The sequence below is a fragment of the Methylosinus sp. LW4 genome (assembly GCF_000379125.1).
Lineage (GTDB): Bacteria > Pseudomonadota > Alphaproteobacteria > Rhizobiales > Beijerinckiaceae > Methylosinus.
Genome location: NZ_KB900626.1, coordinates 3,101,807 through 3,120,954 on the forward strand (window position 1 = coordinate 3,101,807; position 19,148 = coordinate 3,120,954).

The following is a 19,148-nucleotide window of genomic DNA, read 5'->3' on the forward strand; positions in this document are numbered from 1 at the left end:
TGCAAAAGCTTGTTTGTCAATCTTCGGCGCTCGCGCCGACGCGACGCCAAAGTGGGAGCGTTCCATGTCCTTGAAGGCGAGGCTCGGCTGGCTCATCGCCATCGTCCTCACGGCTATGCTCGCGGTCAATGTGGCGATCATGATCGGCCACGCCGGCCCGCGCGTGCGCGCCGAAGCGGAGAGCATAGAGCATTTGTCGCACGAGCTGGTCGAGACCGCGCTCGCCAGCGTGCAGGAGACCAAGGACCCCATCCCCTCGCTGCGCAGGCTGTTCGACAATCTGCGCAATCTGCGCCACATAGAGATAGAGATATTGCCCAATGACGATATCGCGCCGAGCTTCGACTCGAAATTGCGCAAGGAGATGCAGACCGGCGTGCCGGACTGGTTCGTGAGCCTGTTCGCGCCGACGCCCAAGATCGACATCATTCCCGCACGCATCGGCGACGTTCAATATGGCAATATCGCCATCATCTTCGATCCGGTGGACGAGCTCGCCGAAATATGGTCGGACCTGCTCTGGCTCGGCGCCATCAGCCTCGCCGTCACATTGCTGATGCTGGCGCTGGTGCTGACGCTGCTGAGCCGCACGCTCTCGCCATTCGATTCGCTGGGACGCGGCTTGGCGCGGCTCGAAGCGGGCGAGAAGGATGTGCGTCTCGATCTGCGCGGCGCCTCCGAATTCAGGAATATTTCCCAAAAGCTCAATTCGCTCGCCGCGACGCTCGATCGCGTGACGGAGGAGAATCATTCGCTCATCGATCGGCTGTTCGCCGTGCAGGATTCCGAGCGCCGCGACATCGCCCGCGATCTGCATGACGAAGCCGGCCCCTGTCTCTTCTCCATCCGCGCCGGCGCCGCGACGCTCGTCGCCGCCGCCTCGGGAAATTTTCCCGATCCCGAGCTGCTACGGCGCACCTGCGCGAATATAGACGCCGCCGGACAGGCGCTGCAGACCTTGCTGCGGCGCATGCTCGAGCGGCTGCGCCCGCCGGCGATGAGCGAGCTCGGCCTCGAGACCGCCTTGCGCGGGCTCTTCGCATCCTGGAGCGACAGCCGCGCCGATGTGCGGTTGTCGCTGCGCATCGCGCATGATCTCTCCTGCCTCGACGAGAAGATCGCGCTGACCGCCTATCGCGTGGTGCAGGAGGCGCTCACCAATATTTTCCGCCATTCTTCGGCCGCCAACGCCGAGGCGCGGCTCGAATTCGTCGAGGCTCCGCCCGAGCTCGCCGGCGCCGAGGCGCTGCGCGTTCTCGTCGAGGACGATGGCGTCGGCCTGCCGGAGGAGCGCAGATTCGGCCTCGGCCTCATCGGCATGAGCGAGCGCGTTCATACGCTCGGCGGCGTGATGCGCATGGAGCGTCGGCCGGAGGGCGGCACGCGGATAGAGGTGCTGCTGCCGCTGCCCGAGGTGGAGGAGGCCGAGGCGGAAGAGCGCGAGAGCGACGATCTGTAGCGGAGCCATACACGAAGGTACGCTTTGTGCGATCGGCCGGCTCCGACTATATTGGGAGAATCTCGCGATATTCGTCGGGAAAAGGAGGCAAGAATGACGACCAAATTTCACATTATCGCTCTCGGCGCTGGACTTTGCTTCGCATCGGCCATGGTTGCGCAACCGGTTTTCGCCGCGCCTTCGCCGATCAAGAGCTTCGACACGGATAATGACGGCACACTCGATCTCGCCGAGGTGAGCAAGGCGGCCGAGGCCGTCTTCGACAAGCTCGAGAAGGACAATGACGGCACCGTCGACCGCAAGGAGGTCGGCGCGCGCATCTCCAAGAAAGATTTTGTCGCCGCCGATCCCGACGATGACAAAACGCTCACGAAAGAGGAATATCTCGCCCTCGTCGCCAAGCTGTTCAAGGCGGCGGACAAGGACGACGAAGGCACGCTCGACGCCAAGGAGCTGAAGTCCAAGGCGGGCCAGGCGCTGCTGAAGCTGATTCGCTGAGCGAAAGAAGGAGCGGCCGACTAGCGTCATGATAAAGCGTTGCGTCATCGGGGCGTCGGTCGCCGCCTTTCTCGCCATAATTCCCGCCGCCGCCGAGCCGCTGCGGGTGAAGCTCGGCGTGCTGCGCCAGCAGCACTCCAGCGAAACATTGTCGATCCTCGACCTGCCGGCCGAGGACGACACTCTGGCCGGCGCGCTGATCGGCGTCGCCGACGACAACACCACAGGCCGCTTCACCGGCCAGAGCTATGAGGCCGTCGACGAGAAGCTCGCGCCCGGCGACGATGCGGTCGCCGCCGCGCAAAAGCTGCTCGACCAGGGCGCCGTGGCGATACTCGCCGATCTTTCCGCCGACGATCTTCTGCATGTCGCCGACGCGCTGAAATCACGCGACGCGCTCGTCCTCAATGTGAGCGCGGCCGACGACAGGCTGCGCGAGGAAGATTGCCGCGCCAATGTCATTCATGTCGCGCCGACGCGCTCCATGCTCACAGACGGGCTGGCGCAATATCTCGTCTGGAAGCAATGGCGCCGCTGGCTCGTCATCAAAGGCTCGCACCCGGAGGACGAGCTGCTCGCCGCCGCCTATCGCGCCAGCGCGAAGAAATTCGGCGCCAAGATCGTCGACGAGCGCGTCTATGTCGACACCGAGGGCGGGCGCCGCTCCGATTCCGGCAGCGTGCAGACGCAGCGGCTGATTCCGCCGCTGACGCAGGGCGCGAATTATGACGTGCTGATCGCCGCGGATGAGAGCGAGGTGTTCGGCAATTATCTGCCCTATCGCACTTTCGATCCGCGGCCGGTCGCCGGCGCGGCCGGGCTCGTTCCGACGAGCTGGGACGCCTCTCATGAGCAATGGGGCGCGGTGCAGCTGCAAAACCGCTTCCGCGCGCAGTTTCACCGCGGCATGAACGCGCGCGATCATCAGGCCTGGATCGCCGCGCGCATGATCGGCGAGGCCGTCACCCGCGCCGCCTCCGCCGATCCGAAGGCGCTGCGCGACTATCTTTTGGGTCCTGAATTCACCATTGCCGCCTTCAAAGGCGTGCGCCTGTCGCTGCGGCCCTGGAATCGTCAGCTGCGCCAGCCTATCCTGCTCGGCGACGGACGCATGATCGTCTCGGTGTCGCCGCAGGACGGCTTCCTGCATCAAACCTCCGAGCTCGACACATTGGGCGTCGACAAGCCCGAAACCAAATGCAGGCTGAAATGAAAACGAAGACGCTGACCAATAACCTTCGTGCGCGACTCCTTCTCCCGCTCGCGGGAGAAGGTGGCCCCACGAAGTGGGGTCGGATGAGGGTCCATTCGGGACAGCTCGGCGGCTCGCCCTCATCCGTCGCGCATTCGCGCGACGCCTTCTCCCTCGAGTGGGAGAAGGGGAGCGCGCTGGTTCGATCGCTCGCCCTTCTCGCAATCGTGAGCGCCTCTCCTGCGCAGGCCTTCACCGCCTATGTCAGCAATGAGAAAGGCAATAGCGTCACCATCATCGACACCGACAAGATGGAGGCGATCAAGACCATCAAGGTCGGGCGCAGACCGCGCGGCATAGAGATCTCCAAGGATAATTCCGAGGTCTATATCTGCGCCGGCGACGACGACACGATTCAGGTGCTCGACACCAAGACGCTCAAGATCACCGGCAATCTGCCCTCCGGCCCCGATCCCGAGCTGATGATATTGAGCCCGGACGGCAAGACCGTCTACGTGTCCAACGAGAACGACAATCTCGTCACCATGATCGACACCAAGACCAAGCGCCAAGTGGGCGACGTGCCTGTCGGCGTCGAGCCGGAAGGCATGGCGGTGAGCCCGGACGGACGCATTCTCGTCAACACGTCCGAGACCACCAATATGGCGCATCTCATCGACACGCAGACGAAGCAGATCATCGCCAATGTGCTGGTCGACGCGCGCCCGCGCTTCGCCGCCTTCAAGCCGGACGCCTCCGAGCTGTGGGTGTCTTCGGAAATCGGCGGCACCGTCGCCGTCATCGATCCGCAGAGCCATAAGGTGACGCAGAAAATCCGCTTCGAGGTTCCGGGCCTTTCAAAAGAGGCGATCCAGCCGATCGGCATCGCCTTCACCAATGACGGCAAGCGCGCCTTTGTCGCGCTCGGCCCCGCCAATCGCGTCGCGGTCATCGACACGGCAACGAAGAAAATCGAAAAATATCTGCTCGTCGGGCAGCGCGTCTGGCATCTCGCCTTCACGCCGGACGAGAAATATCTCCTGACCGCCAATGGCGTCTCCAATGATATTTCCATCGTCGACGCCGCGAGCCTCAAAGTGCTGAAGTCCATTCCCGTCGGCGCCTTCCCCTGGGGTATTGCGGTGGCGACGAAGTGAGCGACGAACCGCTCGCGCTCGACGTCGCGCATATCGGCCACAGCTATGGCGCGCGGCGCGCGCTGGACGATGTGAGCTTCTCCGTCGCGGCGGGAAGCTTCACCGTTCTGCTCGGCCTCAATGGCGCCGGCAAGAGCACGCTCTTCTCGCTCATCACGCGTCTCTACGCCGCGCGCGAGGGAAAGATCGCGATCTTCGGCCATGATGTCGCGCGCGAGAGCGGCGCGGCGCTGCGCCGGCTCGGCGTCGTCTTCCAAGCGCGCACGCTCGATCTCGAATTGAGCGTGATGCAGAATTTCATCTATCACGCCGCGCTGCACGGCATCGGCCCCGGCGAGGCGAAGCGACGCGGCGCCGCGCTGCTGGAGCGCGCCGGCCTCGCCGATCGCGCCAAGGACAAGGCGCGCGATCTCTCCGGCGGGCAAATGCGCCGCGTCGAAATATTGCGCGCGCTGCTGCACGAGCCACGCCTGCTGCTGCTCGACGAGCCGACCGTCGGCCTCGACATAAAGGCGCGCGCCGATATTCTCGCGCAAGTGCGCGCGCTGGTCGCCGAGCGCAAGCTCGCCGTGCTGTGGACCACGCATCTCATCGACGAGGTGACGCCGAGCGACGATGTCGTCGTGCTGCATCAAGGCAAGGTTCTGGCCGCCGACACATCGGCCAATATCATGGCGGCGACAAGAACCGACAACATCGGCGCCGCCTTCGAGCGCCTGACCGGCGCGAAGGCGCGGGACGCGGCGTGATGCGGCCCTTGCGATGCGAGCCTGAAGGCTCGCGGGCCGCCTCACGCCATGGACCGCGAGCCTTCAGGCTCGCTCTCAGAATGGAATTTCTATGATGCGCGAAACAAGCGGCTTCACCGCGCGCCAATACGCCATCTGCCTCGCCGGCGTCGTCTGGCGCGAAGCCTTGCGCTTTCTGCATCAGCGAGAGCGCTTCGTCTCCGCGCTGGTGCGGCCCTTGGTTTGGCTGCTCATCTTCGCGGCGGGCTTTCGCCAGGTGCTCGGCGTCTCCATCATCCCGCCCTATGAAACCTATGTGCTCTACGAGGTCTATATCACGCCGGGATTGATGGCGATGATCCAGCTGTTCAACGGCATGCAGTCCTCGCTGTCGATGGTCTATGACCGCGAGATGGGCAATATGCGCACGCTGCTGGTCTCGCCCTTTCCGCGCTGGTATTTGCTCGGCGCCAAGCTTCTCGCCGGCGTCGCCGTGTCGATATTGCAAGTCTACGCCTATCTCTTCATCGCCTATTTCTGGGAGATCGAGCCGCCGACGCCGCTCGGCTATCTCACCGTGCTACCGGCGCTCATGCTCGCGGGCTTGATGTTCGGCGCGCTCGGCATGCTGCTCTCCTCCGCGATCAAGCAGCTGGAGAATTTCGCGGGCGTGATGAATTTCGTCATCTTTCCGATGTTCTTCGCCTCCTCCGCGCTCTATCCGCTATGGCGCGTGCAGGAGTCGAGCCCCGTCCTCTATTGGATTTGCCTCGTCAATCCCTTCACCCATGCGGTGGAGCTGATCCGCTTCGCCTTTTATGAGAAAATCTCCTGGGACTCGCTCGCCGCCGTGGCCGGCTACACGAGCTTCTTCTCCGCCGGCGCGCTCATCGCCTATGATCCAGCCAAGGGAATGCTGATGCGCAAGGGCGGCTGAGCCGCCCCGCGCTCATTCGGCCGCCTCGAAGACACGCGCGTCGCGACGCGCTGCGACGGTCCCGGGCGTCGTCTCGATCCACTCGACCGCGACGGGCTTGCGCGTTCGGAACATCTCCGGCGCCGGCAGCGCGTCATCAGCCTCATAGCCGATCAATATGGAAGCGACGATGTCGATCTCCGCGCCGAGGCCGAGATAGCGTCGAAGATCGCGCTGCACATTGAGATAATTGGATTGGATGCAGGTGGCGAGGCCGCGCGACTGCGCGGCGAGCGTCACCGCATAAGTGAAATTGGCCAATCCGAAAGTGCGCGTCAAAGCATTGACGCGCACCAGCACAGGCACATTGCGCAGCGATGTGAAAAAGCAGCGCAGCCCTTGCAAAAGGCCCGGCTCACCCGCCGCGCGCCGCAGCAGCGCGGTGAGCGACAAGCGCACGAGATCGACATATCTGCGCCGGTCCGCGGTGCGATAGACGAGCAGTAGCCGCGGCGCGCCTCTCACCTCGAAGAAGCGCCGATACATGCCGATCACATAACGCCGCCATTCGTCCGCCGTCGCCGTCCCGCGATCGTCATTGGAAGGAGGAGTTGCGCCGCCATTGCGCAACACCTGCTCGAGCACCGGAAAGACCGACTCCCATCCCGCGAGCTCGAAACGCGCGATCACATCCTTCGAGGCCTCCTGGCCGAGCGCGATCACCTTCCAGGCTTGCGTGTTGCCCGGCGACGGAGCCCATGACGCGAGCTCGAATATTTCCGCGAGCAATGCGTCATCGACCGGCGCATCGCTGTAATGCCGAATGGCTCTTCTTTCGCGCAATCCCCGCTCGAGATCGATCTCGTCCATGCGCTCACTCCTCCGCTTCCATTGACGCTGCGCTTCCATCGCCGGCCGCCTCAATTCGGCATAGAGACGCGAACGCCCTCGCCGTCGCCCGATTCCTCGCCGGCGCCGATCGCTTTCGAAAAATGGCGATTGAGACGCTTCGGACGCTGGCGATGCGCCGCGATCGATTCCGCCAAGCGCGCTCCGACGCAAGACGATGCGCGAATGCGCGGCGCGTCGATGATCTCGTGCAGCGCGGGCGACAGATCGTCCATCTCATCGGCGAAAGCGATATGGGCGAGAATTTGCAGCAGATGCGCTTCCGCGATGTTGCGCGTCTCGCCCGTTCGATCTTCGACCGTGAAGAAGGCGTCGCCGATGCGCGCCGGGCGACCCTGGAACACCGCCGCCATGCGGTCGATCGCAATTTTTGCGTCGGCGATCCGCTCCGCCGCGGTGAAGCGCTCTACCCTTTCGCGATCGGCGAGAACCTCGGACAGAAGCACGGGTATCGCATCTGTCACCATGGCGCGCGACATCACGTCCCATCCGATCAGCCCGGCCATATGGCAGAGCCCGAGGGTGTGATAGGGAACGCCGATCCGCAAATGCGGCATCAATATTTTGACGTCCGATCGCACGCAGACGACCTCGCGGCAGCTGAGCGCCAATTCGACGCCGGCGCCGACGAGATGGCCTTCGACGCGCGCCGCTGTCGGAACGCTGCGGCCGAGCTCGCGCAGCAGCTGCGTCAGGCGAACAAAATAATTGTCCTCGCCCAGCAAATCTTCGCCCGGACTGACGCGCCGCGCCGCAGCCTCGAAATCGTGGAGATTGAGACCTGCGCAAGCGACCGAGCCCGAGGCCGCATCGAAGGAGATCTGCAAACGATCGAAGGGCAGCTCGTGAAAGCGGCGAAGCGTCTCGTAGAGACTATCGGTTGCCGCTTTCGTCACCGCATTGTGGTTCGGCGGATCCGAGACGACGGCGTGAAGCACGCGCTCCCCGACCTTGTAGCGCAGGCCAGGAACATCCGCGAGCCCGAGCATCGCGCGCTTCGCCTCTTGCTGAAAATTGACGTCGTGCTGCATTTTGAAAGCTCCGATCGGCATGAAATCGCGCCCGTCGAAACGGACGCGTGATAGACGAATTTTCGGTTGCGCCGAGCGCGCTTATGATCCGGCGCTCGATTTCGACGCCTCGACCGCGCGAAGCAGAAATGTCGCGAGCCAGGACGTCTCCGCCTCGACGAGGCTGCTCGGGATCAATATCGCGATCACGACGATCGCGACCGCGATGAGGAAGAGCGACGGGATCAGCAATCTGGAGCGGCGTCGCTCGATCGGCCGAGGCACCCAGGGGATATGGCGGATCGGCGGCGCCGCGCGTCGCGCGCTCGTCTGCATCTCGCCTCGATCCGGCGCCTTTTGCGCATCCCGCCAAGCCGCGAGCACACGCCGCGCGAACACGGTCTTCCATTCGGCATGGGCGTGATCTGGATGCAGCCAGATCATCAGCCACCGCATATGCTTTCGCATATCCGCGCGGCTCGCGCCGGGACGCACGCCGAGTATCCTATGGCTGTCGGCCGTGGGAAAGAACAAGATCTGCTGCACATAAAACTCCGCCGCCGCTTTCACATAGCCCCTGTCCTTTCCGGAACGACGCGCGGCCTCCTCGAGCGTTTCCTCGCAGCCGGCCGCGATGCGAATGACCTCGAGCACGTCGTCTGGCAAAGGCAGCTCGCGCGCGCGCGCCGCCATCGGCGGGATCGACGCGAGATCGAGCGCGCATTGCAATGCCCGGCTTCTCAGCACGTCACTGTTCCATCGCTGACGAAATCGCGCGATCCTTTTGGCCCTTTGCGCCATAGCCGAAATATTCGCCGCCATAGGGCTGGCCGGGGCCGTAAGCGTCGCCATAGGCGTAGCCATAGGAGTGACCGACATTGGTCGCGTCGAACTTATTCAGCAATCCGCCGAGGATTCTCGTGCGCGCGAAGTCGAGCCGCTTGACCGCCGCGCGGACGACCCGCCGGCGTGTGCGCATCGAATCGACGACGAAAATAGCGCCGTCCACCATGCTCCCGAGCAATGGCGCGTCGGCGAGACCGACGACGGGCGGGCCGTCGATGACGACGATGTCGAATTTCTCACGCGCCAGCGCGAGCAGCGAGGCGAAGCGCGGCCCCGCCAATAGCTCCGCGGGATTCGACGGCACAGGACCGGACGACATGAAGGTGACGCCATAGATGAGATTTTCGGTGACGGCGGCTGAGGCGTCCAACGCCCCGGTCAGCACATTGGCGAGGCCGATGCTGTTGTCGACGGAGAGCACGTCATGCAACGACGGCTTCCGCATATCGGCGTCGATCAGAAGCACCTGCATTCCGAGCTGCGCAAAATTGGCCGCGATGCAGATGGATGTCGTCGACTTGCCTTCGCCGGGCCGCGAGCTGGTGACGAGGAGCGTCTTGGGCGCGCCCGTCGCCGTCGAGAATTGCAGCGACGTTCGCAGCGAGCGATAGGCTTCCGCCATCGAGGAGAGAGGATTGTCGATGACCTCGCTCGCGACAGAATAGGAAGGATCGCGGGCTTTCTCGTCGTCCCGCGGCGCAAGGGGAATGACTCCGAGCACGGTGAGGCCGAGCGCCTCCTCCATCTCTTCGGGAACCTTGAACGTATCGTCGAGAAATTCGCGCACCGCGATCGTCGCGACCGAGGCGATCAGGCCGAAGGCGATGGCGAGGCTGAGATTCAGCAGCAGCCGCGGGCTCGATGGAGTCTTCGGCCGCTCCGCCTTGTCGATGACCGAAACATTGTTGGTCCCGATCGCGCCAGTGACGCCGACCTCCTTATATTGCTGCAGCAAGCCGTCGTACAGAGATCGGTTCGTGTCGACCTCTCTTTGCAGAATATTATATTGAATGCTGCGATCTCGCAGATCGAGCGCATCCGCCTTCAGGCTTTCGATGCGCTTGATGAACGACGCTTCCTGATCGCGCGCGGCCTCGTAGCGCGCCTTGATCGCCTGCCGAATGAACTCGACATGCTCCTTGATCTGGCGATCATATTCCGCGATCTGCGCCCGTAGCTGCCGCATCTCGGGAAAATCCGGCTTCATGACGCCGAGCTTGTCCTGATAATCCGCCATCAGCTCGGTGCGACGCTCGCGCGCCTTCTGAATGCTCTTGTCGTCGAGAACCTGCGGCAATCCCAATCCGCTGCCGCTCTGCGCCTGCGCCCACAGCTGCTCTTCCTTGATGCGCTGGGCCATGGCGACGCCGAGCGAATCGTTGAGCGATTTGAGATTGGCGCCGGCGATGGAGAGCTTGTCGTCGACATTCACAATGCCTTCGCGCTGCGCATAGGCGACGACCTGCTTCTCGGAATCTTCCAGCTTGACCTTCACCTGCTCCAGCTTCTCCTCGAGGAAGCTGCGCGCATAGGCGGAGGCGCTGTAACGGCGATCGAGCGTCATCGCCACGAAATTGTCGGCGAGCCCTGCGCTGATCTGCTGCGCGAGAGCGGGATTTTTGTCGCTGAAGCTGACCTTCACGATGCGCGACATCGGAATGGGCTGGACGGTGAGCCCTTTCAGCACCGCTTCGACCGCCATGCGTCGCCTGCGGACATTGTCGGGCTCCTCGTCGCGTCGCTCCGACAAGCCGCGCAGCACGCGCCCGAGCAGAGAGACCTCCAAATCGACGAAGCTCTTCTTATCCGCGAGGGCGAGCGAGGACACGACGCGCTCGGCGAGCGCGTGACTCTTCAAAAGCTCGTATTGAGTCGTGTAGAATTGCGGATCGTCGGTTTTCTCCACCAGCGCGTCTTGAATGCGCACGACCTTCGCGGCCTCGCGATCGATCTGTATCGTCGTCGTCGCCGTATAGATTCGCGGCATCAGGAAGGTGACGACGAAGCCGCAGAGCACGGCGCCGGCGCAGATGGCGGCCACGAGAATGCGGTGCTTGATGAACAGGCCGACATATTTGAGGAAGCTCGAGGCGCCGCTATTTTGTTCGGCGCCCATCTGATAATCGTCATAGGCGACAGAATAGCGCCGGCCGGCGACGATCGCACGCTCCGGCTGCCTGGCGTCGAGAGCGACAGCGGAGTCGCCTGTCTCTGGCCTTTGATCCGCGCTCATTGCAAAAACGACCTTTCTATTGTTGCGCTTGGACCATCACCACGGTCTCGCTCCGATGTTGACGATTGCCGGCACGGCCGATTTGAGGACTTGCACGCTCGTGCGCGCGAGCGACTCGTCGACGACAATCGTATCGCCGCCGAAGACCAGCGGATCATCCGCCTGGCCGGAACGAATCGCGGCGACGTCGAATTTCGCGCTGACGCGCTTTTGATCGGACACGCGGATCAACGTCACCACGGAGTCGCCGACCTCGTTGATGCCTTCCGCCAGCGCCAGCGCCTGCAGCAGCGTGTTCTTGCCCTTGAGCGCATAGACGCCCGGCTTCTTCACCGCGCCTTCGACGGTCACCCGAAGCCCGACCGAGTCTTTCACGAACACGGACACCTGTGGCGATTGCAGATATTTCGCTGCGAGCTTGCGCGTGAGCTCGGCTTCCAGCTCGCTCACCGTTCGACCTGCGGCGACGACGCCGCCGATCAAGGGAAAGGAGATACGGCCATTGCCGTCCACCTGCGCCACGCGGCTGAGATTGGTGAAGCCGAATATGTTTATTTCCAGCACATCCTGCGCAGAGATGCGGTAGTCGCTCTGCGTGAAATCCGTGCTCGCCTTCGCCGTGTCCGGCTCTGGAAGGCTTGCGGTGTAGGATGGATCGACGCCCACGCCGGCCTGTGGCGCGCATGCGCAAAGTGTGACGCAAATGGCGGCGAGCGCCCAAAATCGAAAGTTACGCACAATCATAATCTGGCCTTTGCTCCCGTGGGCGCGCGGTCTCGGCTCGTCGAAATCTCTCAGTGAAAAAAAATGCTCGCGAATAGCTGCTCAGCCGGGCTCGACGGCGCGATAGGGATAATCCAACGCCACTGCGTCGAGCGCCGGAAGCCTCTCGGCGCGCTCGGCGACGACGCTGCGGCGGCGGTCACGCGGCGCTTCGTGCTCGGAGGCGGTGGCGGGGCGCAGCTCGGCCTGCGCCGCGAACTCCTGCCGATACCAGCGGATCGCATGCTCGACCGCGCGTCCGTTCAGCTTCTCGCCGGCGAGCGCGACGAGCAGCGTGCCGATGACGATGTCGAGATCGAGCCGGAGGCAGGCGTGCTTTATATACCAGAGGTCGAGCGCGTTTTTTTCTTCCGGCGTGACGATGGTGCCGCCATTGATCTGCGCCCAGCCGGTGACGCCCGGGCGAACGCTGAGCCGCGGTCCGGGGTCGGCGGGCTGATCCTGCGGCAAGAGCGGCCGCGGACCGATGAGCGACATATGGCCCGCGAGCACATTATAGAGCTGCGGAATTTCATCGAGGCGGCTCGCGCGGATGAAGCGGCCGACGCGAGAGAGACGCCGCTCCTCCGGCACAGGACGGCCCTTCTCGTTGAAGGGCGCGCGATAGGTGCGGAACTTGTAGAGCAGGAACTTCTGGCCGTTCTTGCCGATGCGCTGCTGCCAGAAAAATACGGGCGCGCCGACGTCGATGAAGACGACATAGGCGACGCAGATCGCGAGCGGAAAGGTCGCGAGGAGCAGCAGGGTCGCGGCGCAAATGTCGATGACGCGCTTCGCCGCGAAATAGGCCGGCGCCTCGAATGTCTCGAGCGCTTCGAGCTCGCGCGCCGCAACGGGCGGCGACGCGATGAAGCTCAGAGCCTCTGCCGCGCTATGGATCGGCACGCCGCGCGTCGCGCATTGCGCCACGACCGCAGCGCGTAAGTCGGCATGCAGAAAATCCACATCCTCGGCGAGCCACACCTCGTCGACATCGACGCCATGGACGGCGTATTCGTCGATGACGGCGCCGATGTGGCCGGGATCGCCGACGATGGAGACGCCGGCGATCTTGCGGCCAATCAGCATGGGGCGAGCGTCGAGCGCGGCGACGATCTGGGTCGTGCGCGGCCGCAGATAGTCGGTCAGCTTGATCGCCGCCGAGGCGAAGCGATCGACGCCGACGACGATCACGCGGCGCAGATCGGCCTCGGTCTCTGCGCTGTCGCGCTCATGCGCGAGGTCCTTATGGAACGCGCGCGTCGCCATGCGCGCGGCGATCATGCCGGCGGCGAGCACCAATCCGAAGATCAAGGGCGTCGAGCGCGGCACGCCTTCGAAGCGCATGGCCACGAAAAATAGGGCCGAGCTGGAAACGACTGCGCAAGCGGCGGCGGCGCAGAGGGCGAAGGCGTCGCGCGCGGAGAAGAACTGCCCCATGCGGTCGCTCAGCCGAAAGGCGAGGATCATGGCGATGGCGCAGCCTGCGGAGATGATCGCATATCGATAGGGAGCCGGAATATCCGACGGAAAGCCGAGGGGATCGAGCAGCAGCGGATCGCGCAGAGCGAGCGCGATGAAAGGGGCTGTGATCGCCGACAGAAGATCGGCGGGCTCGATACGAAAGCGAATGCGGTCTCTCGATGCTGGCGAAGCCAATCGCATGGCGCAAATTCTCCGATCGCGATCGGAAACTGGCGCGCATTTTTCGAAAAGTCACTCCGGGCTGGCGTCTAAGTCCAATGACGGACGCGCGCATCGGAGAGAGCGCGCGGGCGCGGACGCGCAATCGCGAAATGGCCGAAAACCATTGTCGGAACGTGTGGCGCAGTCGCGGCGAGAGACGCGCGGGATGACTCCGGCGACGCGGCCGGAGCTGCGGGAAAATTCGGCGCGTGGAGGCGCCGTGCGCAAGAGTTGTTTGTGGATAAGCGCGCTGGCGCCGCCGTCGGCGAGCCACATTGTCGCGACGGCCTCGCCGCTCGAGCGGCGAGGCCGGGCGATCAGCGAAGATCGCGCGGCAGAATCGGCGCTATTCGCCGGCGGCGACGATCTGGCGGCTGCGCTCCGCCATCTCGCGATAGCGCTCCTGCCATTCGGTGGGGCCGTTGGAGGGCGAGACCTGCACTGCCGTCACCTTATATTCCGGGCAATTGGTCGCCCAATCGGAATTGTCGGTGGTGACGACATTGGTCTGGCACAGAGGATGGTGGAAGGTGGTGTAGACGACGCCCGGCGCGACGCGATCGGTGATCTTGGCGTGGAGCGTCGTCTCGCCGGCGCGGCTCTGCACGCGCACCCAATCCCCCTCGCGCACGCCGCGCACCTCGGCGTCATGCGGATGGATCTCCAGCACATCCTCCGGGTGCCATTGGCTGTTCTCGGTGCGGCGGGTCTGCGCGCCCACATTATACTGCGAGAGAATGCGGCCCGTGGTCAGCAGCAGCGGGAAGCGCGGCCCGGTGCGCTCTTCCGTCGGCACATATTCGGTGATGACGAACTTGCCCTTGCCGCGCGCGAATTTGTCGATGTGCATGATCGGCATGCCTTCCGGCGACAGATCATTGCAGGGCCATTGCACCGAGCCCACCTCGTCGAGCTTGGCGTAGGAGACATGCGCGAAGGATGGCGTGAGCTTGGCGATCTCGTCCATGATCTCGCTCGGATGCGTGTAATTCCAATTGCAGCCGAGCGCATTGGCGAAGAGCTGAGTCGCCTCCCAATCGGCATAGCGCGCCTTGGGGCTCATCACGCGGCGGACGCGCTGAATGCGGCGTTCGGCGTTGATGAAGACGCCGTCCTTCTCGAGGAAGCTCGCGCCGGGCAAAAAAACATGCGCGTAATTGGCGGTCTCATTGAGGAAGAGATCCTGCACCACGAGACATTCCAGCGCGCCGAGACCGGCGGAGACATGCTTGATGTCCGGGTCCGACTGCAGAATATCCTCGCCCTGCACATAGAGGCCCTTGAACACGCCATCGACGGCGGCGTCGAACATGTTGGGAATGCGCAGGCCCGGCTCGCCGTCCAGCGGAACGCCCCAGGCCTCCTCGAACAGCTTGCGCACATTGTCATCGGAGACATGGCGATAGCCGGGAAACTCATGCGGGAAGGAGCCCATGTCGCAGGAGCCCTGCACATTGTTCTGCCCGCGCAGCGGATTGACGCCGACGCCAGGGCGGCCGAGATTGCCGGTCGCCATTGCGAGATTGGCGATGGCCATCACCGTGGTCGAGCCTTGGCTGTGCTCGGTGACGCCGAGGCCGTAATAGATGGTGGCGTTGCCGCCGGTGGCGTAGAGACGCGCCGCGCCGCGCACCAGATGCGCCGGAACGCCGGTGAATTTCTCCACCGCCTCCGGGCTGTTGCCCTCCTCGCCGACGAAGGCGGCCCATTCCAAATATTCGTCCCAATCGCAACGCTCGCGCACGAAGGCCTCGTTCGCCAGCCCCTCTTCGACGATCACATGGGCGAGAGCGGTGACGATGGCGACATTGGTTCCCGGCCGCAGCGGCAGATGGAAGGCCGCGCTGATATGCGGCGAGCGCACCAGCTCGGTGCGGCGCGGATCGACGACGATGAGCTTGGCGCCCTCGCGTATCCGCCGCTTGATCTGCGAGCCGACGACCGGATGCGCGTCGGTCGGATTGCAGCCGATGATGAGAATGACGTCAGCCTCGGAGACCGAGTCGAAATCCTGCGTGCCGGCGGAGGTGCCGAAAGCCTGGCTGAGGCCATAGCCGGTCGGCGAATGGCAGACGCGCGCGCATGTGTCGACATTATTATTGCCGAAGCCGCTGCGGATGAGCTTCTGCACCAGAAAGGTCTCCTCGCTGGTGCAGCGCGAGGAGGTGATGCCGCCCACCGCGAGCCGGCCGTATTTCGCCTGAATGCGCTTGAACTCGGAGGCGGCGTGCGAGATCGCCTCCTCCCACGACACTTCGCGCCAGGGGTCGGTGATCTTCTCGCGGATCATCGGGCTGGTCACGCGGTCGCGATGCAGCGCATAGCCATAGGCGAATCGCCCCTTGATGCAGCTGTGGCCGTGATTGGACTTGCCGTCCTTCCACGGAACCATGCGCACGATCTCCTCGCCGCGCATCTCCGCCTTGAATGTGCAGCCGACGCCGCAATAGGCGCAAGTGGTGACGGCCGAATGCTCCGGCTGGCCGATGGCGATGACGGAGTTTTCGGTGAGCGTCGCGGTCGGGCAGGCCTGCACGCAGGCGCCGCAGGAGACGCATTCCGATTCCATATAGGCCTCGCCCGCGCCCGGCGAGACGCGGCTGTCGAAGCCGCGGCCTTCGATCGTCAGCGCGAATGTGCCCTGCACTTCCTGGCAGGCGCGCACGCAGCGATTGCAGACGATGCATTTGGACGGATCATAGGTGAAATAGGGATTGGATTTGTCCTTGGGCTTCCAATCCTCGTTGCGGCGGCCCTCGCGACGCGCCGTCACATGATTGCGCCCGCTATAGCCATAGCGCACCTCGCGCAGGCTCACTGCGCCGGCCATGGATTGCAGCTCGCAATCGCCATTGGCGGGGCAGGTGAGGCAGTCGAGCGGATGGTCGGAGATATAGAGCTCCATTATGCCGCGGCGGATGGAGTCGAGCCGCGGCGAGTATGTCTTCACCGCAATGCCGGGCATGACCGGCGTGGTGCAGGAGGCGGAGAGATTGCCGCGGCCTTCGATCTCTATGAGGCAGAGGCGGCAGGAGCCGAAGGAATGGAGATTGTCGGAGGCGCAGAGCTTGGGGATCTCTACGCCGATCTGCATCGCCGCGCGCATGATCGACGTGCCTTCCGGCACGGTGATCTCCGTCCCGTCGATGGTCAGAGTGACTTCCTTCTCAGAGCGGGAAGCCGGCGTTCCATAGTCGATTTCCTTGATGAGGCTCATGATTCTGGTCCCCGCAGGCCGGAAGGATTCGATGTAGTATAATTACATAACGGTCGAGGGGGAGGTTTTTGTCAATATCCGCGAATCGTCGCTCGATAGGCGGAACCTATAAATTCGTCAGTGCGCTGCTGATACGCGGGACCGGCCGCAGCTGTTCAGAAACATATGCGCCGAATATATCGACACGAAAGACAATGTCCCAGGGCGCTCGATGCGAGCCCGAAGGCTCGCGGTCCAATCCCCGGCCCAGGACCGCGAGCCTTCAGGCTCGCTCTTTTCCGACGATCGGCGGAACAGCAGGCCGCCGCCTCGAATAGGACAGCCGAGGCTAGAATTTGGCCTTGCGCGGCGCAGCCTTCGGTCTCTATGGTCGCCATATATAAGACGCATACATATCGGATGCGCCCTCCCGCCACCGCCGAAGGTCGAAAGGCCTCGTCCCATGCCCTCGACATTCCGCCTCGCACCCGTCCGCCTGCTGCTCTGCGCCTTGCTGGCGCTGCTGGCCTGCGCCCCAGCGCATGCGCAGACGCGCGAGGTCACCGACATGGCCGGCCGCAAGGTCGTGATACCGGCCGATCCCAAGCGCATTTTCGGCGCGGCGCCGCCGGTGGCGGTGACGCTCTACGCCATAGCGCCCGAGCGGCTGATCGGCATCAATGTGCCGATGCGCGGCGACGAGAAATCCCTCTATCGCAAGGAGGCGCTCGATCTGCCCGTGCTCGGCAGCAACGCCGGCATGGGCCGGCAGCTCAATCTCGAGGAGATCGCGGCGATGCGGCCCGATCTCATCATCGCCTGGCTCGGCTTCTACCAGGAGAAGGCGAAGGTGGTGGAGAGCTTCGCCAAGATCGGCGTTCCGGTGATCTTCCTGAAGCTCGACACGCTGGACGATTATGCCGACGCTTTCGCCTTTCTCGGACAAGTCGTCGGACGCGAGAGCCAGGCCGCCGAAATGTCCGCCTATATTCGCGACGCGCTCACCCGTGTGCGCGAGGCGACCGCCGATATTCCGCCGGCCGAGCGGCTGCGCGTCTATTACGCCGAATCCGCCGACGGTCTCGCGACCGATTGCGACAAGAGCTTCCATACGGAGCCGATCGTCATAGCGGCGGGCGACAATATCTATCATTGCGAGCAGAGCTCGCATGTCGGCATGGACAAGATCAGCGTCGAGCAGATCGTCGCGCTGAAGCCGTCGCTGATATTGACGCAGGACAAGAGCTTCCCCGCCCTCGCCAAGAGCAGCGCGCTGTGGCGCAATGTGGAGGCCGTCAAGAGCGGCCGCATCGTGAATGTCCCGCACGCGCCCTTCAACTGGCTCGATCGTCCGCCGAGCTATATGCGCGCGCTCGGAATCCAATGGCTGGCCAATCTCTTCTATCCGTCGCGCTTTCCGCTCGACGTGAAGGCGGAGACGAAGAAATTCTACCGGCTCTTTCTCGGCGTCGATATTTCGGACGCGGACTTCACGCGCATAATGGAGTGAGCGACGGTTCCGATGCGCCTCGCCCTTCTGCCTTTCCTCCTGCTCGCGGTCGTCGTTCTGGCGCTCTCGGTGGGACGCTATCCGCTCGCGCCAGGGGATATTTTCGCCTATCTCGGCGCTGTTCTCGGGCTCGTCGAGCTCCCCCCGGAGCGCTTCGATCTCCTGCATAATCTCATCGTCGAGATCCGCCTGCCGCGCGTGCTGGCGGCGGGGCTCATCGGCGCAGCGCTCTCGGCCTCGGGGGCGTCCTTCCAGGCGGTGTTCCGCAATCCGCTGGTGTCGCCGGGCATTCTCGGCGTGCTGGGCGGCGCGGGCTTCGGCGCGGCGCTCGGCATTCTGCTCTCCGGCGATTTTCTCACCATTCAGCTCTCCGCTTTCGTCATGGGGCTGGTCGCGGTCGGCGTCGGCGTCATCGTCGCCAATCTCTTCGGCGCCGCCTCCATGGTGACTCTCGTCCTCGGCGGCATGATCTCCGGCGCGCTGTTCACCTCGGCGCTGTCGCTCGTCAAATATGCCGCCGATCCTTACGATCAGCTGCCCGCGATCGTCTATTGGATGATGGGCAGCCTCGGCGCCGTCGATCTGAAGCAATTGCGCGGAGCCGCTCTGCCCATTCTCGCCGGGGTCGGCGCTCTGGCGCTGGCGGGCCGCGCGCTGGACGCGCTCTCCATGGGCGACGACGAGGCGCGCTCGCTCGGCGTGCCCGTGCATCTGACGCGCTATGGCGTCATCGCCGCAGCGACGCTGGTCTCCTCACTCTCCGTCTCGCTCGCCGGCATGATCGGCTGGGTGGGGCTGGTCGTGCCGCATGTGGCGCGACTCGCCATAGGGCCGACCAACAGCCGGCTGCTGCCGGCGAGCGCGCTGCTCGGCGCGATTTTTCTCATCGCCGCCGATTGCGTCGCCCGCAACGTCACACGCGCCGAAATCCCGATCGGCGTCGTCACCGAATTGCTCGGCATACCGGCCTTCATCCTCGTGCTCGGCCGGGCGCGGAGGGCCTGGGCGTGAGGCGGGGGGCAGTGGAGCGCCCCCTCCTTCGCCCT

Annotated in this window: 15 protein-coding genes; 8 read left to right on the forward strand and 7 right to left on the reverse strand. The window is 64.0% G+C overall.

Features of this window, described 5'->3' with window-relative positions:
* The first annotated feature begins 64 nt into the window (after nucleotides 1–64).
* The 6 genes from METLW4_RS25040 to METLW4_RS0115505 all read left to right on the forward strand — a co-directional run bounded on the left by METLW4_RS25040 (nucleotide 65) and on the right by METLW4_RS0115505 (nucleotide 5,971).
* A complete protein-coding gene (locus tag METLW4_RS25040; RefSeq protein WP_018267139.1) occupies nucleotides 65–1,459 on the forward strand; it encodes an ATP-binding protein in 1,395 nt (464 codons plus the stop codon).
* A 93-nt stretch (nucleotides 1,460–1,552) separates the two neighbouring features.
* Nucleotides 1,553–1,957, forward strand: coding sequence for a hypothetical protein (locus METLW4_RS0115485; RefSeq protein WP_018267140.1), 405 nt, complete (start codon nucleotides 1,553–1,555; stop codon nucleotides 1,955–1,957).
* 28 nt (nucleotides 1,958–1,985) lie between these two features.
* Nucleotides 1,986–3,170, forward strand: coding sequence for an ABC transporter substrate-binding protein (locus METLW4_RS0115490; protein WP_018267141.1), 1,185 nt, complete (start codon nucleotides 1,986–1,988; stop codon nucleotides 3,168–3,170).
* Between the two features lie 83 nt (nucleotides 3,171–3,253).
* Nucleotides 3,254–4,306, forward strand: a complete 1,053-nt coding sequence (locus tag METLW4_RS0115495) for a YVTN family beta-propeller repeat protein (RefSeq protein ID WP_018267142.1) — start codon at nucleotides 3,254–3,256, stop codon at nucleotides 4,304–4,306.
* Nucleotides 4,303–5,055 carry an ATP-binding cassette domain-containing protein gene (locus tag METLW4_RS0115500; protein ID WP_018267143.1) on the forward strand — a complete coding sequence of 251 codons (753 nt, stop codon included), beginning with the start codon at nucleotides 4,303–4,305 and terminating at the stop codon, nucleotides 5,053–5,055. The genes METLW4_RS0115495 and METLW4_RS0115500 overlap by 4 nt, the downstream gene beginning before the upstream one ends.
* Nucleotides 5,056–5,146: 91 nt before the next feature.
* The gene (locus tag METLW4_RS0115505; protein WP_018267144.1) at nucleotides 5,147–5,971 is read left to right on the forward strand and encodes an ABC transporter permease; all 825 of its coding nucleotides are present in this window, start codon (nucleotides 5,147–5,149) and stop codon (nucleotides 5,969–5,971) included.
* Nucleotides 5,972–5,983: 12 nt separating this feature from the next.
* Here METLW4_RS0115505 and METLW4_RS0115510 read toward each other — a convergent pair whose 3' ends face one another.
* The 7 genes from METLW4_RS0115510 to fdhF all read right to left on the reverse strand — a co-directional run bounded on the left by METLW4_RS0115510 (nucleotide 5,984) and on the right by fdhF (nucleotide 16,613).
* Complete coding sequence (locus METLW4_RS0115510; RefSeq protein ID WP_018267145.1) at nucleotides 5,984–6,820, reverse strand: nitroreductase family protein; 837 nt, start codon at nucleotides 6,818–6,820, stop codon at nucleotides 5,984–5,986.
* A gap of 50 nt (nucleotides 6,821–6,870) precedes the next feature.
* Complete coding sequence (locus METLW4_RS0115515) at nucleotides 6,871–7,890, reverse strand: enoyl-CoA hydratase/isomerase family protein (RefSeq protein ID WP_157235166.1); 1,020 nt, start codon at nucleotides 7,888–7,890, stop codon at nucleotides 6,871–6,873.
* Nucleotides 7,891–7,971: 81 nt separating this feature from the next.
* Nucleotides 7,972–8,616 (reverse strand): hypothetical protein, encoded by a 645-nt coding sequence (locus METLW4_RS0115520; RefSeq protein WP_157235168.1) that lies wholly within the window; start codon nucleotides 8,614–8,616, stop codon nucleotides 7,972–7,974.
* A gap of 1 nt (nucleotide 8,617) precedes the next feature.
* Nucleotides 8,618–10,948, reverse strand: coding sequence for a GumC family protein (locus METLW4_RS0115525; protein ID WP_018267148.1), 2,331 nt, complete (start codon nucleotides 10,946–10,948; stop codon nucleotides 8,618–8,620).
* Nucleotides 10,949–10,984: 36 nt separating this feature from the next.
* Nucleotides 10,985–11,692 (reverse strand): polysaccharide biosynthesis/export family protein, encoded by a 708-nt coding sequence (locus METLW4_RS25045; RefSeq protein ID WP_018267149.1) that lies wholly within the window; start codon nucleotides 11,690–11,692, stop codon nucleotides 10,985–10,987.
* Between the two features lie 81 nt (nucleotides 11,693–11,773).
* The gene (locus tag METLW4_RS26575; protein ID WP_157235170.1) at nucleotides 11,774–13,375 is read right to left on the reverse strand and encodes a sugar transferase; all 1,602 of its coding nucleotides are present in this window, start codon (nucleotides 13,373–13,375) and stop codon (nucleotides 11,774–11,776) included.
* A gap of 367 nt (nucleotides 13,376–13,742) precedes the next feature.
* Complete coding sequence (gene fdhF, locus METLW4_RS0115545; RefSeq protein ID WP_018267152.1) at nucleotides 13,743–16,613, reverse strand: formate dehydrogenase subunit alpha; 2,871 nt, start codon at nucleotides 16,611–16,613, stop codon at nucleotides 13,743–13,745.
* A 442-nt stretch (nucleotides 16,614–17,055) separates the two neighbouring features.
* Here fdhF and METLW4_RS0115550 point away from each other — a divergent pair, with 442 nt between their 5' ends.
* Together METLW4_RS0115550 and METLW4_RS0115555 are read left to right on the forward strand one after the other, a co-directional pair.
* Complete coding sequence (locus METLW4_RS0115550; protein WP_018267153.1) at nucleotides 17,056–18,102, forward strand: ABC transporter substrate-binding protein; 1,047 nt, start codon at nucleotides 17,056–17,058, stop codon at nucleotides 18,100–18,102.
* 12 nt (nucleotides 18,103–18,114) lie between these two features.
* Nucleotides 18,115–19,113 (forward strand): FecCD family ABC transporter permease, encoded by a 999-nt coding sequence (locus tag METLW4_RS0115555; RefSeq protein WP_018267154.1) that lies wholly within the window; start codon nucleotides 18,115–18,117, stop codon nucleotides 19,111–19,113.
* Nucleotides 19,114–19,148: the final 35 nt, after the last annotated feature.